This window comes from Trinickia sp. EG282A (assembly GCF_040965455.1).
Lineage (GTDB): Bacteria > Pseudomonadota > Gammaproteobacteria > Burkholderiales > Burkholderiaceae > Trinickia > Trinickia symbiotica.
This window is the reverse complement of the sequence record NZ_JBFRCC010000002.1, coordinates 423,798-441,244: the sequence shown is the minus strand read 5'-3', so window position 1 is coordinate 441,244 and position 17,447 is coordinate 423,798. Positions and strand designations below refer to the sequence as shown.

Below are 17,447 nucleotides of genomic sequence, written 5' to 3'. Positions count from 1 at the left end.
CCCCGGGGCCATCGCCCGGGCTTTTGGGCGTTGCGCGCGAAACCGACGAGGCCGACTATCAAACGCGATATTCCCAATCCGCCGCACGAGGCGCGCGCGCTCGCCGCCCACGAGGACCATCCCGGCTGGCGGGCGTTCCTCAACCGGCGCATCCTGATTTGCGTCTTCCTCGGCTTCACGTCTGGATTGCCGCTCTTCACGCTCGTTTATCTCGTGCAGGCCTGGCTGCGCTCGGAAGGCGTCAATCTCAAGGAAATCGGTCTTTTCGCGCTGATTCAATTTCCGTACACCTGGAAGTTCATCTGGGCGCCGCTGATGGACCGCTACGTGCCGCGCCTGCCCGGCTGGCGCCCAGGCCGCAGGCGTGGCTGGATGCTGGCCACGCAGATCCTCGTCGCCTGCGCGATCGCCTCGCTCGGCTTCGTGTCGCCGCGCGACGCGATCTGGACCGTCGCCGCGCTGACCGCGCTCGTCGCGTTCTTCGGCGCGAGCCAGGACATCGTCATCGACGCCTACAGGCGTGAGCTGCTCGCCGATACGGAGCAGGGGCTCGGCAATGCGGTGCACGTGAACGCGTACAAAGTTGCCGCGCTGATTCCGGGCTCGTTGTCGCTGATTCTATCCGACCATCTGCCCTGGACCACCGTCTTCGCCGCGACGGCCGCGTTCATGCTGCCCGGCATGGCGATGACGCTCGTCGTGCGCGAGCCCGAAGTGCATGGCGCACCGCCAAAAAACCTGCGCGAGGCGATCGTTTTGCCGCTTTCGGAATTCGTCGCACGCGACGGTTGGGTGGCGGCGCTCGTCGTCCTTGCGTTCATCTTCCTCTACAAGCTCGGCGACACGATGGCGACGACGCTTTCGACGTCGTTCTTCCTCGATCTCGGCTTCGAAAAGACGCAGATCGGCGTGATCGCCAAGACGACGGCGTTCTGGGCCAGTCTCGCCGGCGGCATAATCGGCGGCGCGTGGCTCGTCAAGATCGGCATCGCGCGCGGGCTGTGGATCTTCGGCGCGGTGCAGATCGTCTCGACGCTCGGCTTCGCCTGGCTCGCGAAGATCGGCCCCTCGCCCGCGGCGCTGGCACTCATCTACGGTTTTGAAACGTTTTCGACGGGGCTCACGCTCGCCGCTTTCACCGCATACATCGCGAGCACCACCGATCCGCGCTACACGGCGACGCAGTTCGCGCTATTCACGAGCCTCGCCTCGGTGCCGCGCACATTGGCGTCGGCCGCGAGCGGCTTCATCGTCGCCCGCATCGGCTGGTTCGACTATTTTCTGGTTTGCGCCGTGCTGGCCGCACCCGGCATGCTGCTGTTGCCGAAGATCGCACCATGGCGGGTCCGCACATAACGGCTCAGGGCCGTCCGTACAATCGTTCGCTCGATCGGCGCTGCTTCGCGTCGGCGCGCGTGCTGCTGTCAGCATTCGCTATTTTGCTGGGCCTTGTCGGATTGCCGGGAGGCACACATGCGGCCAATCCGAGCGCGACCGCGGGCTCGGCCGCGAAAGACCCGGCCTATACGCCCGGCACCGACATCCACTTCGGCAACGACGCCATGTTCCGCAACCTCGTGCCGCCGCCGATTCTCGAGGCGCAGTCGGCAGTGGAATACGCGGCGCTCGTCGAGCGCGCGCGCGAGTCGGGGCGGTTGCTTCCGGCGAGCGATGCCCGAGTCGACCGGGTCCGCGCCATCGCAATGAGGCTTGCCCCGCTTGCCGAAAAATGGAGCGACCGCATCAAGGACTGGCATTGGGAAGTCAACGTCGTCCGTTCGCCTCAGATCGGCATGTCTTGCTTGGCCGGGGGCAAGATTCTCGTCTATTCCGGGCTGCTCGATCGGATTCGCTTGCGCGACGACGAGCTCGGCCTGCTCATCGGGCATGAGATCGCGCACGCACTGCGTGAGCAGGTGCGCGAGCGGCTCGGCGGTCAACCGCCGTCGATCACCTTGGGCGCGAACCCGATTCCGCCGCTTTTCGGGGTAACCGGTCTCGACGGCACCCCGGCGACGGGAGCGACCTTCGGTCCGCCTGCCGCCTCGACGAAATACGACGCGACCGACGAAACCGAAGCCGACGTCATCGGCGCGGATATCGCCGCCCGCGCCGGGTTCGATCCTCGTGCCGCCGTGCCGGCCTGGGACAAGCTCGCCGATGCCACGCGGCGCGACAAGGACGGCTTCATTCGCGCGCACCCTTATACCGTAGCCCGGCGGCTCGATATCATCAAACGGCTGCCGGACATGCTCGCGCTTTACGCCAAAGCGCGCGGCGTATCGGTCAATCAGCTGCCGGACTATCCCGGGATGCGGGGAATGCTCGGCACCGTCACGCGCCATCGGTAGGTCCCCTCCCGCCATTTCTCTCTCGCTTTCTTTTTGAACCTCCTCGACGCAACGAGGCGCGGGGGGTTATTTCGTCCGATTTTCAAACAATGGGCTCTCTCAAAATCGCCCCCAAAGATGATTGAGGGCCTCACGCGAGGCAGGCGCCATCTCGGTGCCGGCGTGAGCGAACTATGGAGGCAAAAAAATGAGAATCACATTACGCAAGCCCGAACCATCTCGAGCAGCGGCCGCCGCGGCCCTCGCGCTGTCGTGCCTGCTGCCATGCGCCGCGCAAGCGGCTGCGGCCGCGCCGACGCCGCCCTCGGTGCTGCTTTCCGACGGCATCGTGGAAGGTATGCGCGTGCCCGCGTTCGGCCGCAGCATGCGAGCGCCCACCGTGAAGGTGTTCCGCGGGATTCCTTACGCCGCACCGCCCGTCGGCGAATTCCGCTGGCGCGAGCCGCAACCCGTTGCACGGTGGGCCGGCGTCCGCCCCGCCCGACAGTTCGGTCCCAGTTGCATGCAGCTCAAATCGTCGAAGCGCGACACGCGCGCCACTGGCATGAGCGAGGATTGCCTGTATCTGAATGTCTGGACGCCGGACATCGGCGAAAACAACAAGCGGCCCGTGCTCGTCTATTTTCATGGCGGCGGCTTCGCAGCCGGAGATGGCTCGGAGGCCCGCTATGATGGGGCGGAGCTTGCCTCGCGCGGCATTGTCGTCGTGACGGTCAACTATCGTCTCGGCGCATTCGGCTTCCTCGCGCTGCCCGAAGCGGCAAGCGAGTCGTCGCACGGGGCAACGGGAAATTACGGGCTGCTCGATCAGGCCGCCGCGCTGCGCTGGGTCCGCAACAACATCACGAAGTTCGGAGGCGACCCGGATCAGGTAACGATCGCCGGCAATTCTGCCGGTTCTGTTTCGGTCAGCGCCCACATGACCTCACCGGTATCGCGCGGGCTCTTCGCGCGCGCGATCGGCGAGAGCGGCGCGGCGTTCGGGTCGGTCGGGTTCAAGAAGCGCGATGAGGCCGAGCATGCGGCCACGCAATTCGCGGCGATGCTCGGCGGTACATCGCTGCAGCAACTGCGCGCAGTGCCGGCCGACAAGGTGCTCGCCGCCACGAAGACGAAGTCGACGGCCGCCATTTTCTGGCCGACTGTCGACGGACATTTCGTGACCGAGTCGCCTGAATCGATCTATAGCGCGGGTCAGCAGGCATCGGTCCCGCTGATGCTCGGCTCCAATTCGCAGGAAGCCCACTTCACTACGCTCCTTGGCGATGCCGCACCTACGCCGGAAAACTGGCGCCAAACGGTCACCACGATGTTCCCGGGTCATGCGCAGGAAGTGCTCGCGCATTACCCCGGCAATGACAACAACGAGGTGATGCACGCCGCCACGGCGCTTGCTGGAGATCTTTTCGTCGGCAACAGCGCCTGGCGCTGGATGCAGTCGCACCTGCAAGGCGGACACGCGCCCGTCTACTATTACCGATACACGCAACCGCGGCCGCCTGCGACGGATTCGGCGAAAGAGCAGCATAAAACGCCGCAGCCCACCCTCGGGGCGGCACACAGCGCAGAGGTGGAGTACGCGCTCGGCAACCTGCAGAAGCAGCGGCGATACGCATGGACCGCGGTGGACTACGACGTCTCGCGCATTTTCTCCGGCTACGTCGAGCAGTTCGTGAAGACCGGCAATCCCAACGGAACAGCGTCCGCCGGATCCGGCAGCGACACGGCAATCGAGTTGGTGCAGGTAGCCGCCGAAGCTGATGCACCCGCCCCCGTCACAAGTGGGGCAGAGCAGGCGTCTGCGAGCCGTCAAGCCGGCATGAACATCCCTGTCTGGCCGGCCGTGCGCGCCGACAACAGGGGCATTCTGCGCCAAGTGATCGGTGAAAACACGCACTTGGCGTGGGACCGCGAAGGGCCGCGCCAAGGCCTGGTTCAGCGGCTGCTTGAAAGCCGCGGCGGGAGCGGTCCTCAAGCATTGACGAGCCTTTCCCCGTCTAGCAGCCCGGCAGCATCAGCCGAGCAGTAAGGCTTGCCGTCGCGCGCATTCCGCCTCGCCGCTCGGTTCGATCCGGAATGCGCGCCTCTCTTCGAGAAGCACGACTCAATAGCAAGAGGCACTCAATGAAACTCGCCCTGGGGCGCGCCGCAGGGCGCTTCGCTGCAATAGTCGCAGCCGCAGTGACCGTATCGTTTCTTTTGATGGTTCCCTGCGCTGCGAGCGCGATGAACGCACAGCCATCGCTTGAAGTACCACTCGTCAATGGAACGATCGAAGGCAAGCGAATGCGTGTCGGCGAGACGGACCTGCGCGTGTTTCTCGGGATTCCCTATGCGGCTCCCCCGATCGGCACGTTGCGCTGGCGCGAACCGAAGCCGGTCGAGCGATGGGCCGGCGTGCGCCGCGCCATCGAATTCGGGCCGCGCTGCATGCAGGCGCCACCCTACGAGATCACGTTCCGTTCTGCTCAGATGAGCGAGGACTGCCTTTACCTCAACGTCTGGACGCCGGCATCCGGTCAGGCAGAAAAGCTGCCCGTGCTCGTTTACTTCCACGGCGGCAACTTCGACGTCGGAGACGGCTCGGAGCCGCGCTACGATGGCGGCAACCTCGCCGCACGCGGCATCGTCACGGTCACCCTCAATTACCGCCTAGGCGCATTCGGCTTCCTCGCTCTGCCGGAACTCGAAAGTGAATCTCCCCATGGCACGGCCGGGAATTACGGCCTGCTCGATCAGCACGCGGCTCTCGAATGGGTCCGGGATAACATCGCCGCATTTGGCGGGGATCCCGCGCAGGTGACGATCGCCGGCGATTCGGCCGGCGCGTTTTCCGTGAGCACCCATATGGCCTCACCGTTGTCCCGCGGCCTTTTCGCCCGTGCCGTCGGCTTCAGTGGCGGCGCGTTCAGGCCTCAACTCGCGCTTCCACGTGACCTAGCCCGAGCCTTGTCGACCGTATTTTCGTGGACGTCGGGAAGAACGTCGGTCGAATCGCTGCGAGTTGCCCCGGCCGATTCGATTCTTGCCGTCACGGGGTTGACGGGGCACCCCGCAATCGCATTCTGGCCGTCCGTCGACGGCCGGTTCTTGCCCAAAGCGCCGGGCGGCATCTTTGCCAGCGGCTCGCAGGCCCACGTGCCGCTCCTCGTCGGCTCCGATTTATACGTCGGCCACCATGATATGGCGCTCGAAGGCGCCGCGCCAACGCCACAAAACTGGCAGCATGTGCTCGAGGAACGCTTCGGCGATCGATCCGGTGAGGCGCATGCGCTCTATCCGGGCCAAAGCGAAGAAGAGATCAAGCGATCCGCTTCCGCCTTGGCCGGCGATGAGTGGGTGGGCCATTCGGCGCGGCGCTGGATGACCAGGCATCGGCAGACGAGTCTCGCTCGAATCTACTTTTATGGCTATACCCATCGGCACCCTATCGCCCCGAACGAAGAAGACTTCCCGGATCCTGTAGTCCGCCCCTGGAATGCGAAGGAGGCTCTTTTCGCACTCGACAACCTCGACAGTCGCCCCTCGTATTCTTGGAGCGCCGATGACCGCGAGATTTCGCGCGTCTTCTCGGGCCATGTCGAACAATTCATCAAAGACGGCAATCCAAATCGCGCCGGACTGCCAACGTGGCCCGCCGTACAGGACACTCGCGAGGGCAGTTTGCGGCATGCGATTGGCGCCGATAAGCAAAGGGCCGCTCAAGATGTCGACGCCCGGCATGCTCTCTTGGAAGCCAGCTACAGATTCAGAAAGGCCGGCGCGCTCGCCCGTTGAAGTGCGACGCAAACGCTCGTGTCCTGAACGACGCGATCCGTAAATTGGTCTGATTCTTAATAAAGAGACGATCTCGAAATCGATCGGTAAGACGATGACAGCCTCCCACGAAGTGCCATTGTCGCGAACATGGCGCCCCATCACCAAGGAGGCAAAAAGATGAGATTCATCGTCAGTCGAGTTGTGCGCCGTACGGCCGCTGCAGCCGCCCTATCGCTGATTTGCACGCTGCCCAACGCGGCGGGCGCGCTCCCCACGTCTCCGTCAGCCGAGGTCCGGTTGAACGAAGGCGTTGTCCAGGGCGAGCGTATCCGCGTCGGCAATACCGATTTGCATGTGTTTCGCGGCATTCCGTATGCCGCGCCGCCCATCGGCGAACTTCGCTGGCGCGAGCCGCAGCCTGTCGCTCGGTGGGCCGGCGTTCGGGACGCGCGCGAGTTCGGTCCTCGCTGCATGCAGTCGTCGCCGTTTAGGCCCGTGTTCCGCTCGAAGGTGATGAGCGAGGACTGTCTTTATCTCAATGTGTGGGCGCCGGCGCCCGGGCAGGATACAAAAGACGGCAAGCGCCCCGTCCTCGTCTACTTTCATGGCGGTGGTTTCATCGGCGGCGACGGCTCCGAAGGCCGCTACGACGGCGAAAATTTCGCGGCGCGCAGGCTCGTCGTGGTGACCGTCAACTATCGGCTGGGCGTGTTTGGATTTCTCGCGCCCCCCGAAGCGGCTCGCGAGTCGCCGCACGGCACGGCCGGCAACTATGGGCTGCTGGACCAGGTCGCCGCATTGCGCTGGGTGCGGGACAACATCGCTCAGTTCGGAGGCGATCCTGAGCAGGTGACGATAGCGGGCAACTCAGCGGGCTCAATCTCGGTCAGCGCGCACATGGCCTCGCCTCTATCGCGGGGGCTCTTTGCTCGCGCGATCGGCGAAAGCGGCGCCGCGTTCGCGCCGCTCAGACCGTGGTCTCGCGAAGAAGCCGAACGTGCGGCCGGCTATCTTGCAGAGCGCGTCGGCGCCACTTCGTTGAACCAACTACGCGCGTTGCCTGCGAGTACATTGCTGGACGCCACAGCCGAGACCGCCAAGCCAACCTACCGATTCTGGCCTCATGTCGACGGCCATTTTCTCCCCGAGTCCCCAGAATCGATCTTCGCGAGCGGCAGGCAGGCGCCGGTGCCCCTGTTGCTCGGCGCGAATTCGCAAGAGGGCCACTTCGACCAGGTGCTGGGCGGCGCGACGCCAACGCCCGAGAACTGGCGTGCTTCCATCGGCGAGCTATTCCGTGATGAAGCCAACGAAGCCTTGGCGTTCTATCCCGGCAAAGACGATGACGAAGTGATGCGCTCGGGCACCGCACTCGCGTCCGACTTATTCGTGGGTCACAGCACATGGCGGTGGATGGACTTGCACCGGCGCACCGGTCGCGCACCCGTCTACTTCTACCATTACGCGCATATTCGTCCGCCCGAAGTCGAGGTCGGTCCAGAACAACAACACGGGCCGCAACCGGCCATCGGTGCCGTACACAGCGCGGAGATCGAATATGCGCTCGGCAACCTCGACAAGCGGCCGAGATATGCATGGCGGCCCGAAGACTACAAGGTGTCGCAGGTCTTCTCGACGTATATCGCCCAATTTGTGCGAACGGGCAACCCGAACCCTCGCCATGCAGAAAATCCGCTCATGTATTTTTCCGCGCTGGGATTGACGCGCAAACCAAACCTTCTTACGCCGCCCAATTGGCCCGCCGTCAAGGAGGAGCAAGGCGGGCTTGCCCAGCAAGTGATCACGACGACCCCTTACACGTCGTGGAACCGCGACGCACCGCGGCATGCCTTCCTGCAGCAGTTCATAGAAAGCCGCGAATCGCCTTTGAACGCCGACTGATAACAAGCCTCGTCGCCGCGGCGGTCGCTCGAATTCGAATCCCAGAGCGGCCGTCAGCGGAAAGCCAGCAGCAAACCGTCATCGGGCCATTCGAGAATCTGGGCGACAGGCTACACTCTCCCATTCAGCCGATGAAGGGGCCGCACAATGTCGCCGAAGGATTTGCTGCTTGCACTCGTCGTCGTGGTGGTGTGGGGCGTGAACTTTGTCGTGATCAAGGTCGGTCTGCACGGTGTGCCGCCGATGCTGCTCGGCGCCTTGCGTTTCGCCGTGGCGGCCGTTCCGGCCGTATTTTTCGTCAAGCGGCCGAAAGTGGCATGGCGTTGGCTCTTCGCTTACGGGCTCACGATCTCGTTCGGGCAGTTCGCGTTCCTTTTTTCAGCAATGAACGTCGGCATGCCGGCAGGGCTCGCGTCGCTGGTGCTGCAGGCTCAGGCCTTTTTCACATTGTTATTCGCACGGTGGCTCCTCCACGAGCGGATGCGTGCGCAAAACATCGTGGGCCTTTTCGTCGCAGCCGCCGGTCTGGCGGTCATTGCGTTGCAAGGCGGCCAGGCGATGACAGCGGCCGGTTTCGTCCTGACACTTTGCGCGGCGGCATCGTGGGGGCTCGGCAATATCGTCGCGAAGAAGATCGGCAAAGTCGATCTGGTCGGCTTTATCGTGTGGGCGAGCCTCATCCCGCCGCTACCGTTTCTCGCGCTCTCCTACCTGTTCGAAGGCCGCGAGCGCATCGTCGCGGCGCTATCCGGCATCGGGCCGTCGTCGATCTTCGCCGTTGCTTATCTTGCGTTCGTGGCCACGTTGCTCGGCTATGGACTGTGGAGCCGCCTGCTTTCGCGCCATCCGGTCGGCGAAGTCGCTCCATTCTCGCTGCTCGTGCCGATCGTCGGCCTTGCCTCGGCATCGCTGCTGCTAGGCGAAGCGTTGTCGGCGGCTCAAATGGCCGGTGCGGCGCTCGTCATGGCAGGCCTCGCCGCGAGTGTACTCGGTGAGCGCATCGTCGGCGCTTTCCGTCCGCGGGAACGGACATCGACAGAACGGAATCGCTAGCCTGGATGCCGCAATCGAGCGGGAGCCCCGCTCGTTTTTACTTCACTTCGTGCTCGTAATCGACTGTCAACGGCGCGTGGTCGCTAAACTTAATGTCGCGAAAGATAGAGGTGCCCTTCGCCTTGCCCGCGATTTCAGGCGTCGCGATCTGATAGTCGATCCGCCACCCGACGTTCTTCGCATAGGCCTGCCCGCGATTGCTCCACCACGTGTACTGCTCGGGTCGCGGATCGAGCGTGCGGAAGACGTCGACGTAACCGACGTCGTCGAATAGCTTCGTCAGCCATGCGCGCTCCTCGGGGAGGCAGCCCGAATTCTTCTGATTGCTCTTCCAGTTCTTGATGTCGATTTCCTTGTGGACGATATTCACGTCCCCGCAGAGAACGACCTCGCGCTCCTTCTTGAGCGCCGCGAGATGCGGCATGAACTCGTCCATGAAACGGTACTTGGCCTGCTGCCGATCTTCGCCGCTCGATCCTGACGGAACATAGACCGATACGATCGAGAGCTTCCCGAAACGCGCCTCGACGTACCGCCCCTCCGGATCGAACTCCTCGCTGCCGAAGCCGATGATGACGTCGTCAGGCTTGTGACGCGTGTAAAGCCCCGCGCCGCTGTAGCCCTTCTTGACCGCATGCTGAAAATAGCCGGTGAAGCCGTGCGGAGCCAGGAACTCTGGCGTCATGTCGTCTTGCGAGCACTTCACTTCCTGCACGCAGACGATATCGGCGTTTTGTTGTCCGAACCATTCGAAAAAGCCTTTCTTCGCGGCGGAGCGAATACCGTTCAAATTGGCGGTGATGACTCGCAGCATGGTATTTTTCCCGTTCCTTTTCGTTCGTTCAAGCAACCGTGACGCCCTTCAGCGATTCCTTCGCCGGCGGGTATTCGAGCTTAAGGCCTTCGAGCAAGCGCAAGAGCAGCGTTGCGACCATCACATTCCGATACGACTTCGAGTCGGCCGGCACGATGTACCAGGGCGCACGCTCGGTCGATGTCGCCGCGAGCGCGTCGCGATAGGCCGCTTGATAGGCGTCCCAATGCTGCCTCGCTTCCAGGTCCGAGAGGTCGAACTTCCAGTGCTTGGTGGAATCATCGATGCGCGCCTGCAAGCGCCGGCGCTGCTCGTCCTTCGATATATGCAGAAAACATTTGACGATCGCCGTGCCTGAATCGGCAAGCAACGCCTCGAAATGCCGAATATGCTGATAGCGGCATGCAAGCTCGGCATCCGTAAGCTGGCCCAGCACGCGCGGCACGAGCACATCCTCGTAGTGACTGCGATTGAAGATCGCGAGCTCGCCGGCCGCGGGCGCATAGCGATGGACGCGCCAAAGAAAGTCGTGCGCGGCCTCGTCGAGCGTCGGTGCGCGAAAGGACGTAATCCGCAGTCCGAGCGGATCGGTTTCATGGAAGACGGCGCGGATCGTGCCGTCCTTGCCGCTCGTATCCATCCCCTGCAGGATCAGCAGCACGCGCTCGCGGCGCTGCGCATGCAAGCGCTCCTGCAGCTCGTCGAGCCGCACGGCCAACTCGGCGAGGCGCTCGCGATCGGCCGACTTCGAGCCCGCCGAAAAAGGCTTCGAGCGGGTATCGAAATCGTCGAGCGCAAACGCGTGAGCCTTCTTGCCGTTTTCAAAGAACGGAATGCGGAAATCGTCGAGATGCGCCTGTTTCATCATGCGGTGCTGTCCTTTCGTCCAGGGCTTGTTCACTCGCAGCGGCCCGCCCTCCTGCGCTGCGGCCGGCAACGCACGTTCGCAAGCCCGCAATCGAGGGTGAACATGCCGTGGCGTCACGACCGCCTTGTTCAGGACGACAGCTTCTTCTTCAAGAGCTCGCCCACCTGCTGCGGATTGGCCTTGCCTTTGGTCGCCTTCATCGCCTGGCCAATGAGCGCGTTGAATGCCTTCTCCTTGCCGGCACGATATTCGTCGACCGACTTCGGGTTCGCGGCGAGCACCTCGTCGATGATCGCCTCGAGCGCGCCCGTATCCGAGATCTGCTTCAGGCCCTTCGCCTCGATGATGCGGTCGGCCGCGCCTTCGTCCGTCGCCTTCTCTTCCCACATCGCGAGGAATACTTCCTTTGCGATCTTGTTCGAGATCGTTCCGTCGGCAATCCGTTGCAAGACCAGCGCCAGTTGCGCGGCCGAAACGGGGCTTTGCTCGATGTCGAGACCGTCGCGATTGAGCTGCGACGATACTTCGCCCATCAGCCAGTTCGCCGCCATCTTTGCTTGAGCCGCGCCCGTCTTTGCGACGACCGCCTCGAAGTAGCCTGCCATTGCCTTGCTCGATGTGAGCACCGACGCGTCATAGGCCGTCACGCCGTATTGCTCGACGAAGCGCTGCTGCATTGCCGCCGGCAGTTCCGGCATTTCTCCCTGCACGCGCTCGATCCAGCCCGCATCGATGACGAGCGGCATCAGGTCGGGATCGGGGAAATAGCGGTAATCGTGCGCATCTTCCTTACTGCGCATCGAGCGCGTCTCGCGCTTGTCAGGATCGTAAAGGCGCGTTTCCTGCACGACGGTGCCGCCGTCCTCGATCAGCTCGATCTGGCGGCGCACTTCGTACTGAATCGCCTCCTCGAGGAAGCGGAACGAATTCAGGTTCTTGATCTCCGCGCGCGTGCCGAACTCCTTCTGGCCGACCGGACGCACCGACACGTTCGCGTCGCAGCGAAAAGACCCTTCCTGCATGTTGCCGTCACAGATGCCGAGCCAAACGACGAGCGCATGCAGGGCCTTCGCGTACGCAACGGCCTCGGCCGCGCTGCGCATGTCGGGCTCGGTGACGATCTCGAGCAGCGGCGTGCCCGCACGGTTCAGGTCGATGCCGCTCATGCCCGCGAAGTCCTCGTGCAACGACTTGCCTGCATCCTCTTCGAGATGCGCGCGCGTGAGATGGATCGTCTTTTCGTACGCTTGCGTGCCCGCCTTTTCGTTGGCGGGGACCTGGATCGTGACGCTACCGCCTTGGACGACGGGTATTTCGTACTGGCTGATCTGATAGCCCTTCGGCAAATCGGGGTAGAAATAATTCTTGCGCGCGAAGATGCTGCGCGGCGCGACCCTCGCGCCGATCGCGAGGCCGAGGCGGATCGCACGCTCGACGGCACCGCGATTCAGCACGGGCAATACACCCGGCAGCGCGAGATCGACGGCGCATGCCTGCGTGTTCGGCTCGGCGCCGAAGCGCGTCGACGCGCCCGAGAAAATTTTCGAGTCCGTCGACAGTTGCGCGTGCGTCTCGAGACCGATTACGACTTCCCATTGCGACATAGGGTTCAAGCTCCTGCGGGGGACTGCGTATGCCAGGTCGTGACGCGCTGGAACGCATCCGCGACTTGCAGCATCCGCGCCTCGCTGAAATAGTTGCCGATGATTTGCAGACCGACGGGCCGCTTCGCATCGCCGCCCGTGCCGCCGAAGCCGCACGGCACGCTCATGCCGGGCAGGCCGGCAAGGCTCACCGAGAGGGTATAAATGTCGGCGAGATACATTTGCACGGGATCGTCGCCCTTCGCGCCGATATCCCAGGCGACCGTCGGCGCCACGGGGCCCATGATGACGTCGCAGACCTTGAACGCCTCCTGGAAATCGTGCGCGATGATGCGGCGAATCTTTTGCGCCTGCAGGTAATAGGCGTCGTAATAGCCGTGCGAAAGCACGTATGTGCCGACGAGAATTCGGCGCTTCACTTCGGGCCCGAACCCTTCGGCGCGCGACTTCTTGTACATGTCGAGCAGGTCGCGGTACTCGGCGGCGCGATGGCCGTAACGCACGCCGTCGAACCGCGAGAGATTCGACGAGGCTTCCGCCGGCGCGATCACGTAATAGACGGGGATCGAGAGCTCCGTCTTCGGCAGCGAGACAGGCACGAGCGTCGCGCCAAGCGCTTCGTACTGCGCGAGCGCCGCGTCGATGGCCGCGCGCACGTCGCCGGCCAGGCCCGCGCCGAAATACTCGTTCGGCAGACCGATGCGCAAGCCGGCGAGCGGCTTGCCCGCCGCTGCGTCGTCCGCCCACGTCTTGCCGAGATGACGCGCGAAGTCTTCGTCGGGGCGCTGCAAGCTCGTCGAATCGCGCTCATCGAAACCGGCCATCGCGTTCAGCAAAAGCGCGCAATCGGCCGCGCTTCCCGCCATGGGGCCGCCCTGGTCGAGCGACGAGGCGAACGCGATCATCCCGTAACGGGAGACGCGCCCGTAAGTCGGCTTGATCCCCGTCACGCCAGAGAACGACGCGGGCTGGCGAATCGAGCCGCCCGTATCGGTGGCGGTCGCCGCGGGCGCGAGACGCGCGGCCACGGCCGCGGCCGAGCCGCCCGAGGAGCCGCCCGGCACCGCTCGCGTGTCCCAAGGGTTGCGCACGGGCCCGAACGCCGAATTCTCGTTCGACGAGCCCATCGCGAACTCGTCCATGTTCGTCTTGCCGAGCGTCACCATGCCGGCACGCGCGAGACGCTCGACGACGGTCGCGTCGAACGGGCTCTCGTAGCCGGCCAACATCTTGGAGCCCGCGGTCGAATGCCAGCCGCGCGTGACGAACACGTCCTTGTGCGCGACGGGTACACCCGTCAGCGGCCCGGCGTTGCCGGCCGCGATCCGCGCATCGGCCGCACGCGCGGCTTCGAGCGTGCGCTCCGGCTCGACTTCGATGAACGCGTTGAGCTCGCGCGCGGCCTCGATTCGCGCAAGGTAGTGCTGCGCGAGCTCGACGGCGGAGATCTCTTTGGTGGCCAGCGCGCGCGCCAGCTCGGTCAAACTTTTGTCATGCATCTCGAATTCGTTCCTGTCCTGTCGTGAAGGCTTTCTACTCGATTACCTTCGGCACGAGGTAAAGGCCGTCCTGCACAGCCGGCGCGCTCTGCTGATTGTCGTCGCGATCGACGGTCTCGGTGACGGCGTCGTCACGCAAGCGCAGCGCGACGTCCTCGATCTGCTCGATCGGATGGGCGAGCGGAGCGATGCCGGTCGTGTCGACCGCCTGCATCTGCTCGACGAGCCCAAAGAACTCGTTGAGCTGGACGAGCGTATGCTCGGCGTCGGCGTCCGCGAGCTCGAGCCGCGCGAGGTGGGCGATGCGTTTCACATCGGTCAAGGTCAAGGCCATGCTCTCACCGGAAAAATAGGGCGCGGCGCAACGCAAAAAGCCTGCTGCGCCAAAGGGTCGGGACATCGGATCAGGCCCTCCGACCATGGGCCGAATAGCGGCAAAAAGGACCGTCTCTTCACTACAAAGAGGTCGAAATTATAAGGTATCATTACGCGTTCGAATCAAACCCGGACCGCCCCGGGCCCAGGCCACTCGGCGCTCTTCGAAGCCGCCGCCTCGCCCGCCGTCTCGTTTAGGGCGGCCCCCGGTCGAATTCATCATCGCAGCTTCGCGCTCGCGGTGGCGGCGCCCTCCATGTTCTCATGCGGCCGCTTTCGCCCGATCCCGAAGCTTTTATTTTAATTTCCGCTGCCGTGGCGGCGCCTCGTGGCGAAGCACGGCTCTCCGGCGAGACAGGAATTTCATGTTCGGCTTTTTGCGCAGCTACTTCTCGAACGATCTGGCGATCGACCTCGGCACCGCCAACACCCTCATCTACATGCGCGGCAAGGGCATCGTCCTCGATGAACCGTCCGTCGTGTCGATCCGCCAGGAAGGCGGTCCCAACGGCAAGAAAACGATCCAGGCGGTCGGCCGCGAAGCAAAGCAGATGCTCGGCAAGGTGCCCGGCAACATCGAAGCGATCCGCCCCATGAAAGACGGCGTGATCGCCGATTTCACCGTCACCGAGCAGATGATCAAGCAGTTCATCAAGACGGCGCACGAATCGCGGATGTTCTCGCCTTCGCCGCGCATCATCATCTGCGTGCCCTGCGGCTCCACTCAGGTCGAGCGCCGCGCGATCAAGGAAGCCGCGCATGGCGCCGGCGCCTCGCAGGTCTACCTGATCGAGGAGCCGATGGCCGCGGCGATCGGCGCCGGGCTCCCGGTCTCCGAAGCGACGGGCTCGATGGTCGTCGATATCGGCGGCGGCACCACGGAAGTCGGCGTGATCTCACTCGGCGGCATCGTCTACAAGGGCTCGGTGCGCGTCGGCGGCGACAAGTTCGACGAGGCGATCGTCAACTACATCCGCCGCAACTACGGCATGCTGATCGGTGAGCAGACGGCCGAAGCGATCAAGAAGGAAATCGGCTCAGCGTTCCCGGGCTCCGAAGTGAAGGAAATGGAAGTGAAGGGGCGCAACCTCTCGGAAGGCATCCCCCGCAGCTTCACGATCTCGAGCAACGAGATTCTCGAAGCGCTGACCGATCCGCTCAACCAGATCGTCTCCTCGGTCAAGATCGCGCTCGAGCAGACCCCGCCCGAGCTCGGCGCCGACATCGCCGAGCGCGGCATGATGCTGACGGGCGGCGGCGCGCTGCTGCGCGATCTCGACCGGCTGCTCGCCGAAGAAACGGGCCTGCCCGTGCTCGTCGCCGAAGATCCGCTCACCTGCGTCGTGCGCGGCTCGGGCATGGCGCTCGAGCGGATGGACAAGCTCGGCAGCATCTTCTCGTACGAGTGATGGCATTCGCGGGCGCCTCCCAAGCGGACTGCCTCAGGGAGCCCCCGAAAGGGTGCTCCGTTCCGGGCGCCGCAGGCACGACATCCCCGGCGCAGCCGATGCGCTGAGGAACGCGTCGCCCGCTCACGATCACGCCCCCGGCGTCGACCATGGAATACAGTCCGCCGCCGCTATTCAAGCAAGGCCCGTCCGCGCTTGCGCGGCTCATTTTCTTCGTTGCCCTGGCCCTCGCGCTGCTCGTCTCCGACGCGCGCTTCAGGACGCTCGAGATGGTGCGCGCCGTACTCGACATCGGACTCTACCCGTTGCAACGAGCGGCGCTCGTTCCGCGTGACATGATCGTCGGCGCGACGAGCTTCGTCGTCTCCACGGCGACATTGCGCCGCGACAACGCGAAGCTGACCTCGGACAATCTCCGGCTGTCCGTCCAGGCGAATCGAACCGCGTCGCTCGCCGCCGAAAACGCGCACCTGCGGGCGTTGCTCGCGCTTCGCGAACAAACGGGCGTGCAGACGACCCCGGCCGAGATCCAGTACGACATGCGCGACCCGTTCACGCAGAAGGTCGTCATCGGGCGCGGCTCACAGCAAAGCGTCGAGGAAGGTTCGCCCGTCGTCACCGAGGACGGCATGATCGGGCAGGTCACGCGCGTCTTCCCGATGCAGTCGGAGGTCACGCTGCTCACGGATAAGGATCAGGCCGTGCCCGTGCAGATCGTGCGCACCGGGCTGCGCGGCGTCGTCTACGGCACACCCGCCGGCAATGCGCTCGAATTGCGCTTCGTGCCGATCAGCGCCGACATCGTCGTCGGCGACGAGCTCGTGACGAGCGGCCTCGACGGCATTTATCCGCCCGGACTGCCCGTCGCGAAAGTCGTGCGTGTCGACAAGCTCGCCGATACGGCGTTCGCACGCGTCGTTTGCGTGCCTGTCGCCGCCGTGCGCGGCGCGCGCGACGTGCTCGTGATCAGCTACAGGAGTGGCATACCGCCGCGCCCCGAGCCGTTGCCGGCGCCGGCCGCGCAGAAGGACGCGAAAGGCAAGAAAGCGGCAAAGATGGCCGACAAAAACGACAAGGCCGCGCAGGGCGGCAAGACCGACAAGGCCGCCTCACAGACAGTCGGGAAGCCCGTCGACAAGGCGACGTCCGACTCGCAAGCGAGCTCTGCGACCGGCAAAGCGGCCGGGCACGCCGCGACGCCCGCGGACAAACCGGCTGCCGGCACGAAGAACCCACAAGCGCCGGCCGCAGGTCATGCGGCATCGGGAGCCGCGCGATGAATCGTCCGCAATACATCCTGCTGCCGGTCAATCCGTATTTCATCGCGTTCAGTCTCGCGGCCGCGTTCCTGCTGAATCTGATGCCATGGGGCCGGCTCATCGGCGTGCCCGACTTCGTCGCGCTCGTCCTGCTGTTCTGGAACGTCCATCAGCCGCGCAAAGTCGGCATGGGCATCGCGTTCCTGCTCGGCCTCCTGATGGACGTGCACGACGCAAGCCTGCTCGGCGAGCACGCGCTCGCCTACACGCTGCTCTCGTACGGCGCGATCACGATTCACCGGCGCGTGCTCTGGATGCCGCGCGGCTTGCAGGTCTTCGCCGTCGCGCCGCTGCTCGTCACCGCTCAGCTCGTCCCGTTCGTCACTCGCCTGCTGACCGGCGCCGCGTTTCCGGGCTGGGGTTACCTGATCCACGGTTTCGTCGAAGCCGCGCTCTGGCCGCTCGCCTGCACGCTGCTCTTGATTCCGCAGCGCCGCCCGGCCGATCCGGACGACACGCGTCCCATCTAATCAAGCGCCGCGAAGACGCGAGAG

At 64.3% G+C, this 17,447-nt stretch carries 14 protein-coding genes; 9 read left to right on the top strand and 5 right to left on the bottom strand.

The window, feature by feature from the left end; translation table 11 throughout:
• Window positions 1-69: 69 nt before the first annotated feature.
• The 6 genes from AB4Y31_RS09900 (at window position 70) to AB4Y31_RS09875 (ending at window position 9,065) form a co-directional block, all read left to right on the top strand.
• Window positions 70-1,356, top strand: coding sequence for an AmpG family muropeptide MFS transporter (locus tag AB4Y31_RS09900; protein ID WP_368674473.1), 1,287 nt, complete (start codon window positions 70-72; stop codon window positions 1,354-1,356).
• Window positions 1,338-2,351: a M48 family metallopeptidase gene (locus AB4Y31_RS09895; RefSeq protein ID WP_368673775.1), complete on the top strand. Its 1,014-nt coding sequence runs from the start codon at window positions 1,338-1,340 to the stop codon at window positions 2,349-2,351. The genes AB4Y31_RS09900 and AB4Y31_RS09895 overlap by 19 nt, the downstream gene beginning before the upstream one ends.
• A 187-nt stretch (window positions 2,352-2,538) precedes the next feature.
• Window positions 2,539-4,380: a carboxylesterase/lipase family protein gene (locus AB4Y31_RS09890; protein ID WP_368673774.1), complete on the top strand. Its 1,842-nt coding sequence runs from the start codon at window positions 2,539-2,541 to the stop codon at window positions 4,378-4,380.
• Between the two features lie 95 nt (window positions 4,381-4,475).
• Window positions 4,476-6,128 (top strand): carboxylesterase/lipase family protein, encoded by a 1,653-nt coding sequence (locus AB4Y31_RS09885; protein ID WP_368673773.1) that lies wholly within the window; start codon window positions 4,476-4,478, stop codon window positions 6,126-6,128.
• 159 nt (window positions 6,129-6,287) lie between these two features.
• Complete coding sequence (locus tag AB4Y31_RS09880) at window positions 6,288-8,012, top strand: carboxylesterase/lipase family protein (RefSeq protein WP_368673772.1); 1,725 nt, start codon at window positions 6,288-6,290, stop codon at window positions 8,010-8,012.
• 147 nt (window positions 8,013-8,159) lie between these two features.
• Window positions 8,160-9,065: an EamA family transporter gene (locus AB4Y31_RS09875; RefSeq protein WP_368673771.1), complete on the top strand. Its 906-nt coding sequence runs from the start codon at window positions 8,160-8,162 to the stop codon at window positions 9,063-9,065.
• Between the two features lie 37 nt (window positions 9,066-9,102).
• Here AB4Y31_RS09875 and AB4Y31_RS09870 read toward each other — a convergent pair whose 3' ends face one another.
• The 5 genes from AB4Y31_RS09870 to gatC form a co-directional block, all read right to left on the bottom strand.
• A complete protein-coding gene (locus tag AB4Y31_RS09870) occupies window positions 9,103-9,879 on the bottom strand; it encodes an exodeoxyribonuclease III (RefSeq protein WP_018441273.1) in 777 nt (258 codons plus the stop codon).
• 28 nt (window positions 9,880-9,907) lie between these two features.
• Window positions 9,908-10,747, bottom strand: a complete 840-nt coding sequence (locus AB4Y31_RS09865; protein WP_368673770.1) for a PPK2 family polyphosphate kinase — start codon at window positions 10,745-10,747, stop codon at window positions 9,908-9,910.
• A gap of 128 nt (window positions 10,748-10,875) precedes the next feature.
• Window positions 10,876-12,351: an Asp-tRNA(Asn)/Glu-tRNA(Gln) amidotransferase subunit GatB gene (gene gatB, locus AB4Y31_RS09860; RefSeq protein WP_368673769.1), complete on the bottom strand. Its 1,476-nt coding sequence runs from the start codon at window positions 12,349-12,351 to the stop codon at window positions 10,876-10,878.
• Between the two features lie 5 nt (window positions 12,352-12,356).
• Window positions 12,357-13,850, bottom strand: coding sequence for an Asp-tRNA(Asn)/Glu-tRNA(Gln) amidotransferase subunit GatA (gene gatA, locus AB4Y31_RS09855; protein ID WP_368673768.1), 1,494 nt, complete (start codon window positions 13,848-13,850; stop codon window positions 12,357-12,359).
• A 34-nt stretch (window positions 13,851-13,884) separates the two neighbouring features.
• A complete protein-coding gene (gene gatC, locus AB4Y31_RS09850) occupies window positions 13,885-14,184 on the bottom strand; it encodes an Asp-tRNA(Asn)/Glu-tRNA(Gln) amidotransferase subunit GatC (protein WP_368674472.1) in 300 nt (99 codons plus the stop codon).
• 406 nt (window positions 14,185-14,590) lie between these two features.
• On the opposite strand from gatC, the gene AB4Y31_RS09845 reads away from it, so the two are divergent.
• The 3 genes from AB4Y31_RS09845 to mreD all read left to right on the top strand — a co-directional run bounded on the left by AB4Y31_RS09845 (window position 14,591) and on the right by mreD (window position 17,423).
• The gene (locus AB4Y31_RS09845) at window positions 14,591-15,634 is read left to right on the top strand and encodes a rod shape-determining protein (RefSeq protein ID WP_017772379.1); all 1,044 of its coding nucleotides are present in this window, start codon (window positions 14,591-14,593) and stop codon (window positions 15,632-15,634) included.
• Between the two features lie 149 nt (window positions 15,635-15,783).
• Window positions 15,784-16,914, top strand: coding sequence for a rod shape-determining protein MreC (mreC, locus tag AB4Y31_RS09840; RefSeq protein ID WP_368673767.1), 1,131 nt, complete (start codon window positions 15,784-15,786; stop codon window positions 16,912-16,914).
• Window positions 16,911-17,423 carry a rod shape-determining protein MreD gene (mreD, locus tag AB4Y31_RS09835; RefSeq protein WP_018441279.1) on the top strand — a complete coding sequence of 171 codons (513 nt, stop codon included), beginning with the start codon at window positions 16,911-16,913 and terminating at the stop codon, window positions 17,421-17,423. Before mreC ends, mreD begins: the two co-directional genes overlap by 4 nt.
• The last annotated feature ends 24 nt before the right edge of the window (window positions 17,424-17,447 follow it).

Bases quoted from the DNA above. Each gene is read 5' to 3' on its own strand.
- AB4Y31_RS09895 (WP_368673775.1), top strand. From the start codon at position 1,338: ATGGCGGGTCCGCACATAACGGCTCAGGGCCGTCCGTACAATCGTTCG.
- AB4Y31_RS09890 (WP_368673774.1), top strand. From the start codon at position 2,539: ATGAGAATCACATTACGCAAGCCCGAACCATCTCGAGCAGCGGCCGCC.
- AB4Y31_RS09885 (WP_368673773.1), top strand. From the start codon at position 4,476: ATGAAACTCGCCCTGGGGCGCGCCGCAGGGCGCTTCGCTGCAATAGTC.
- AB4Y31_RS09880 (WP_368673772.1), top strand. From the start codon at position 6,288: ATGAGATTCATCGTCAGTCGAGTTGTGCGCCGTACGGCCGCTGCAGCC.
- AB4Y31_RS09875 (WP_368673771.1), top strand. From the start codon at position 8,160: ATGTCGCCGAAGGATTTGCTGCTTGCACTCGTCGTCGTGGTGGTGTGG.
- AB4Y31_RS09870 (WP_018441273.1), bottom strand. From the start codon at position 9,879: ATGCTGCGAGTCATCACCGCCAATTTGAACGGTATTCGCTCCGCCGCG.
- AB4Y31_RS09865 (WP_368673770.1), bottom strand. From the start codon at position 10,747: ATGATGAAACAGGCGCATCTCGACGATTTCCGCATTCCGTTCTTTGAA.
- gatB (WP_368673769.1), bottom strand. From the start codon at position 12,351: ATGTCGCAATGGGAAGTCGTAATCGGTCTCGAGACGCACGCGCAACTG.
- gatA (WP_368673768.1), bottom strand. From the start codon at position 13,850: ATGCATGACAAAAGTTTGACCGAGCTGGCGCGCGCGCTGGCCACCAAA.
- gatC (WP_368674472.1), bottom strand. From the start codon at position 14,184: ATGGCCTTGACCTTGACCGATGTGAAACGCATCGCCCACCTCGCGCGG.
- AB4Y31_RS09845 (WP_017772379.1), top strand. From the start codon at position 14,591: ATGTTCGGCTTTTTGCGCAGCTACTTCTCGAACGATCTGGCGATCGAC.
- mreC (WP_368673767.1), top strand. From the start codon at position 15,784: ATGGAATACAGTCCGCCGCCGCTATTCAAGCAAGGCCCGTCCGCGCTT.
- mreD (WP_018441279.1), top strand. From the start codon at position 16,911: ATGAATCGTCCGCAATACATCCTGCTGCCGGTCAATCCGTATTTCATC.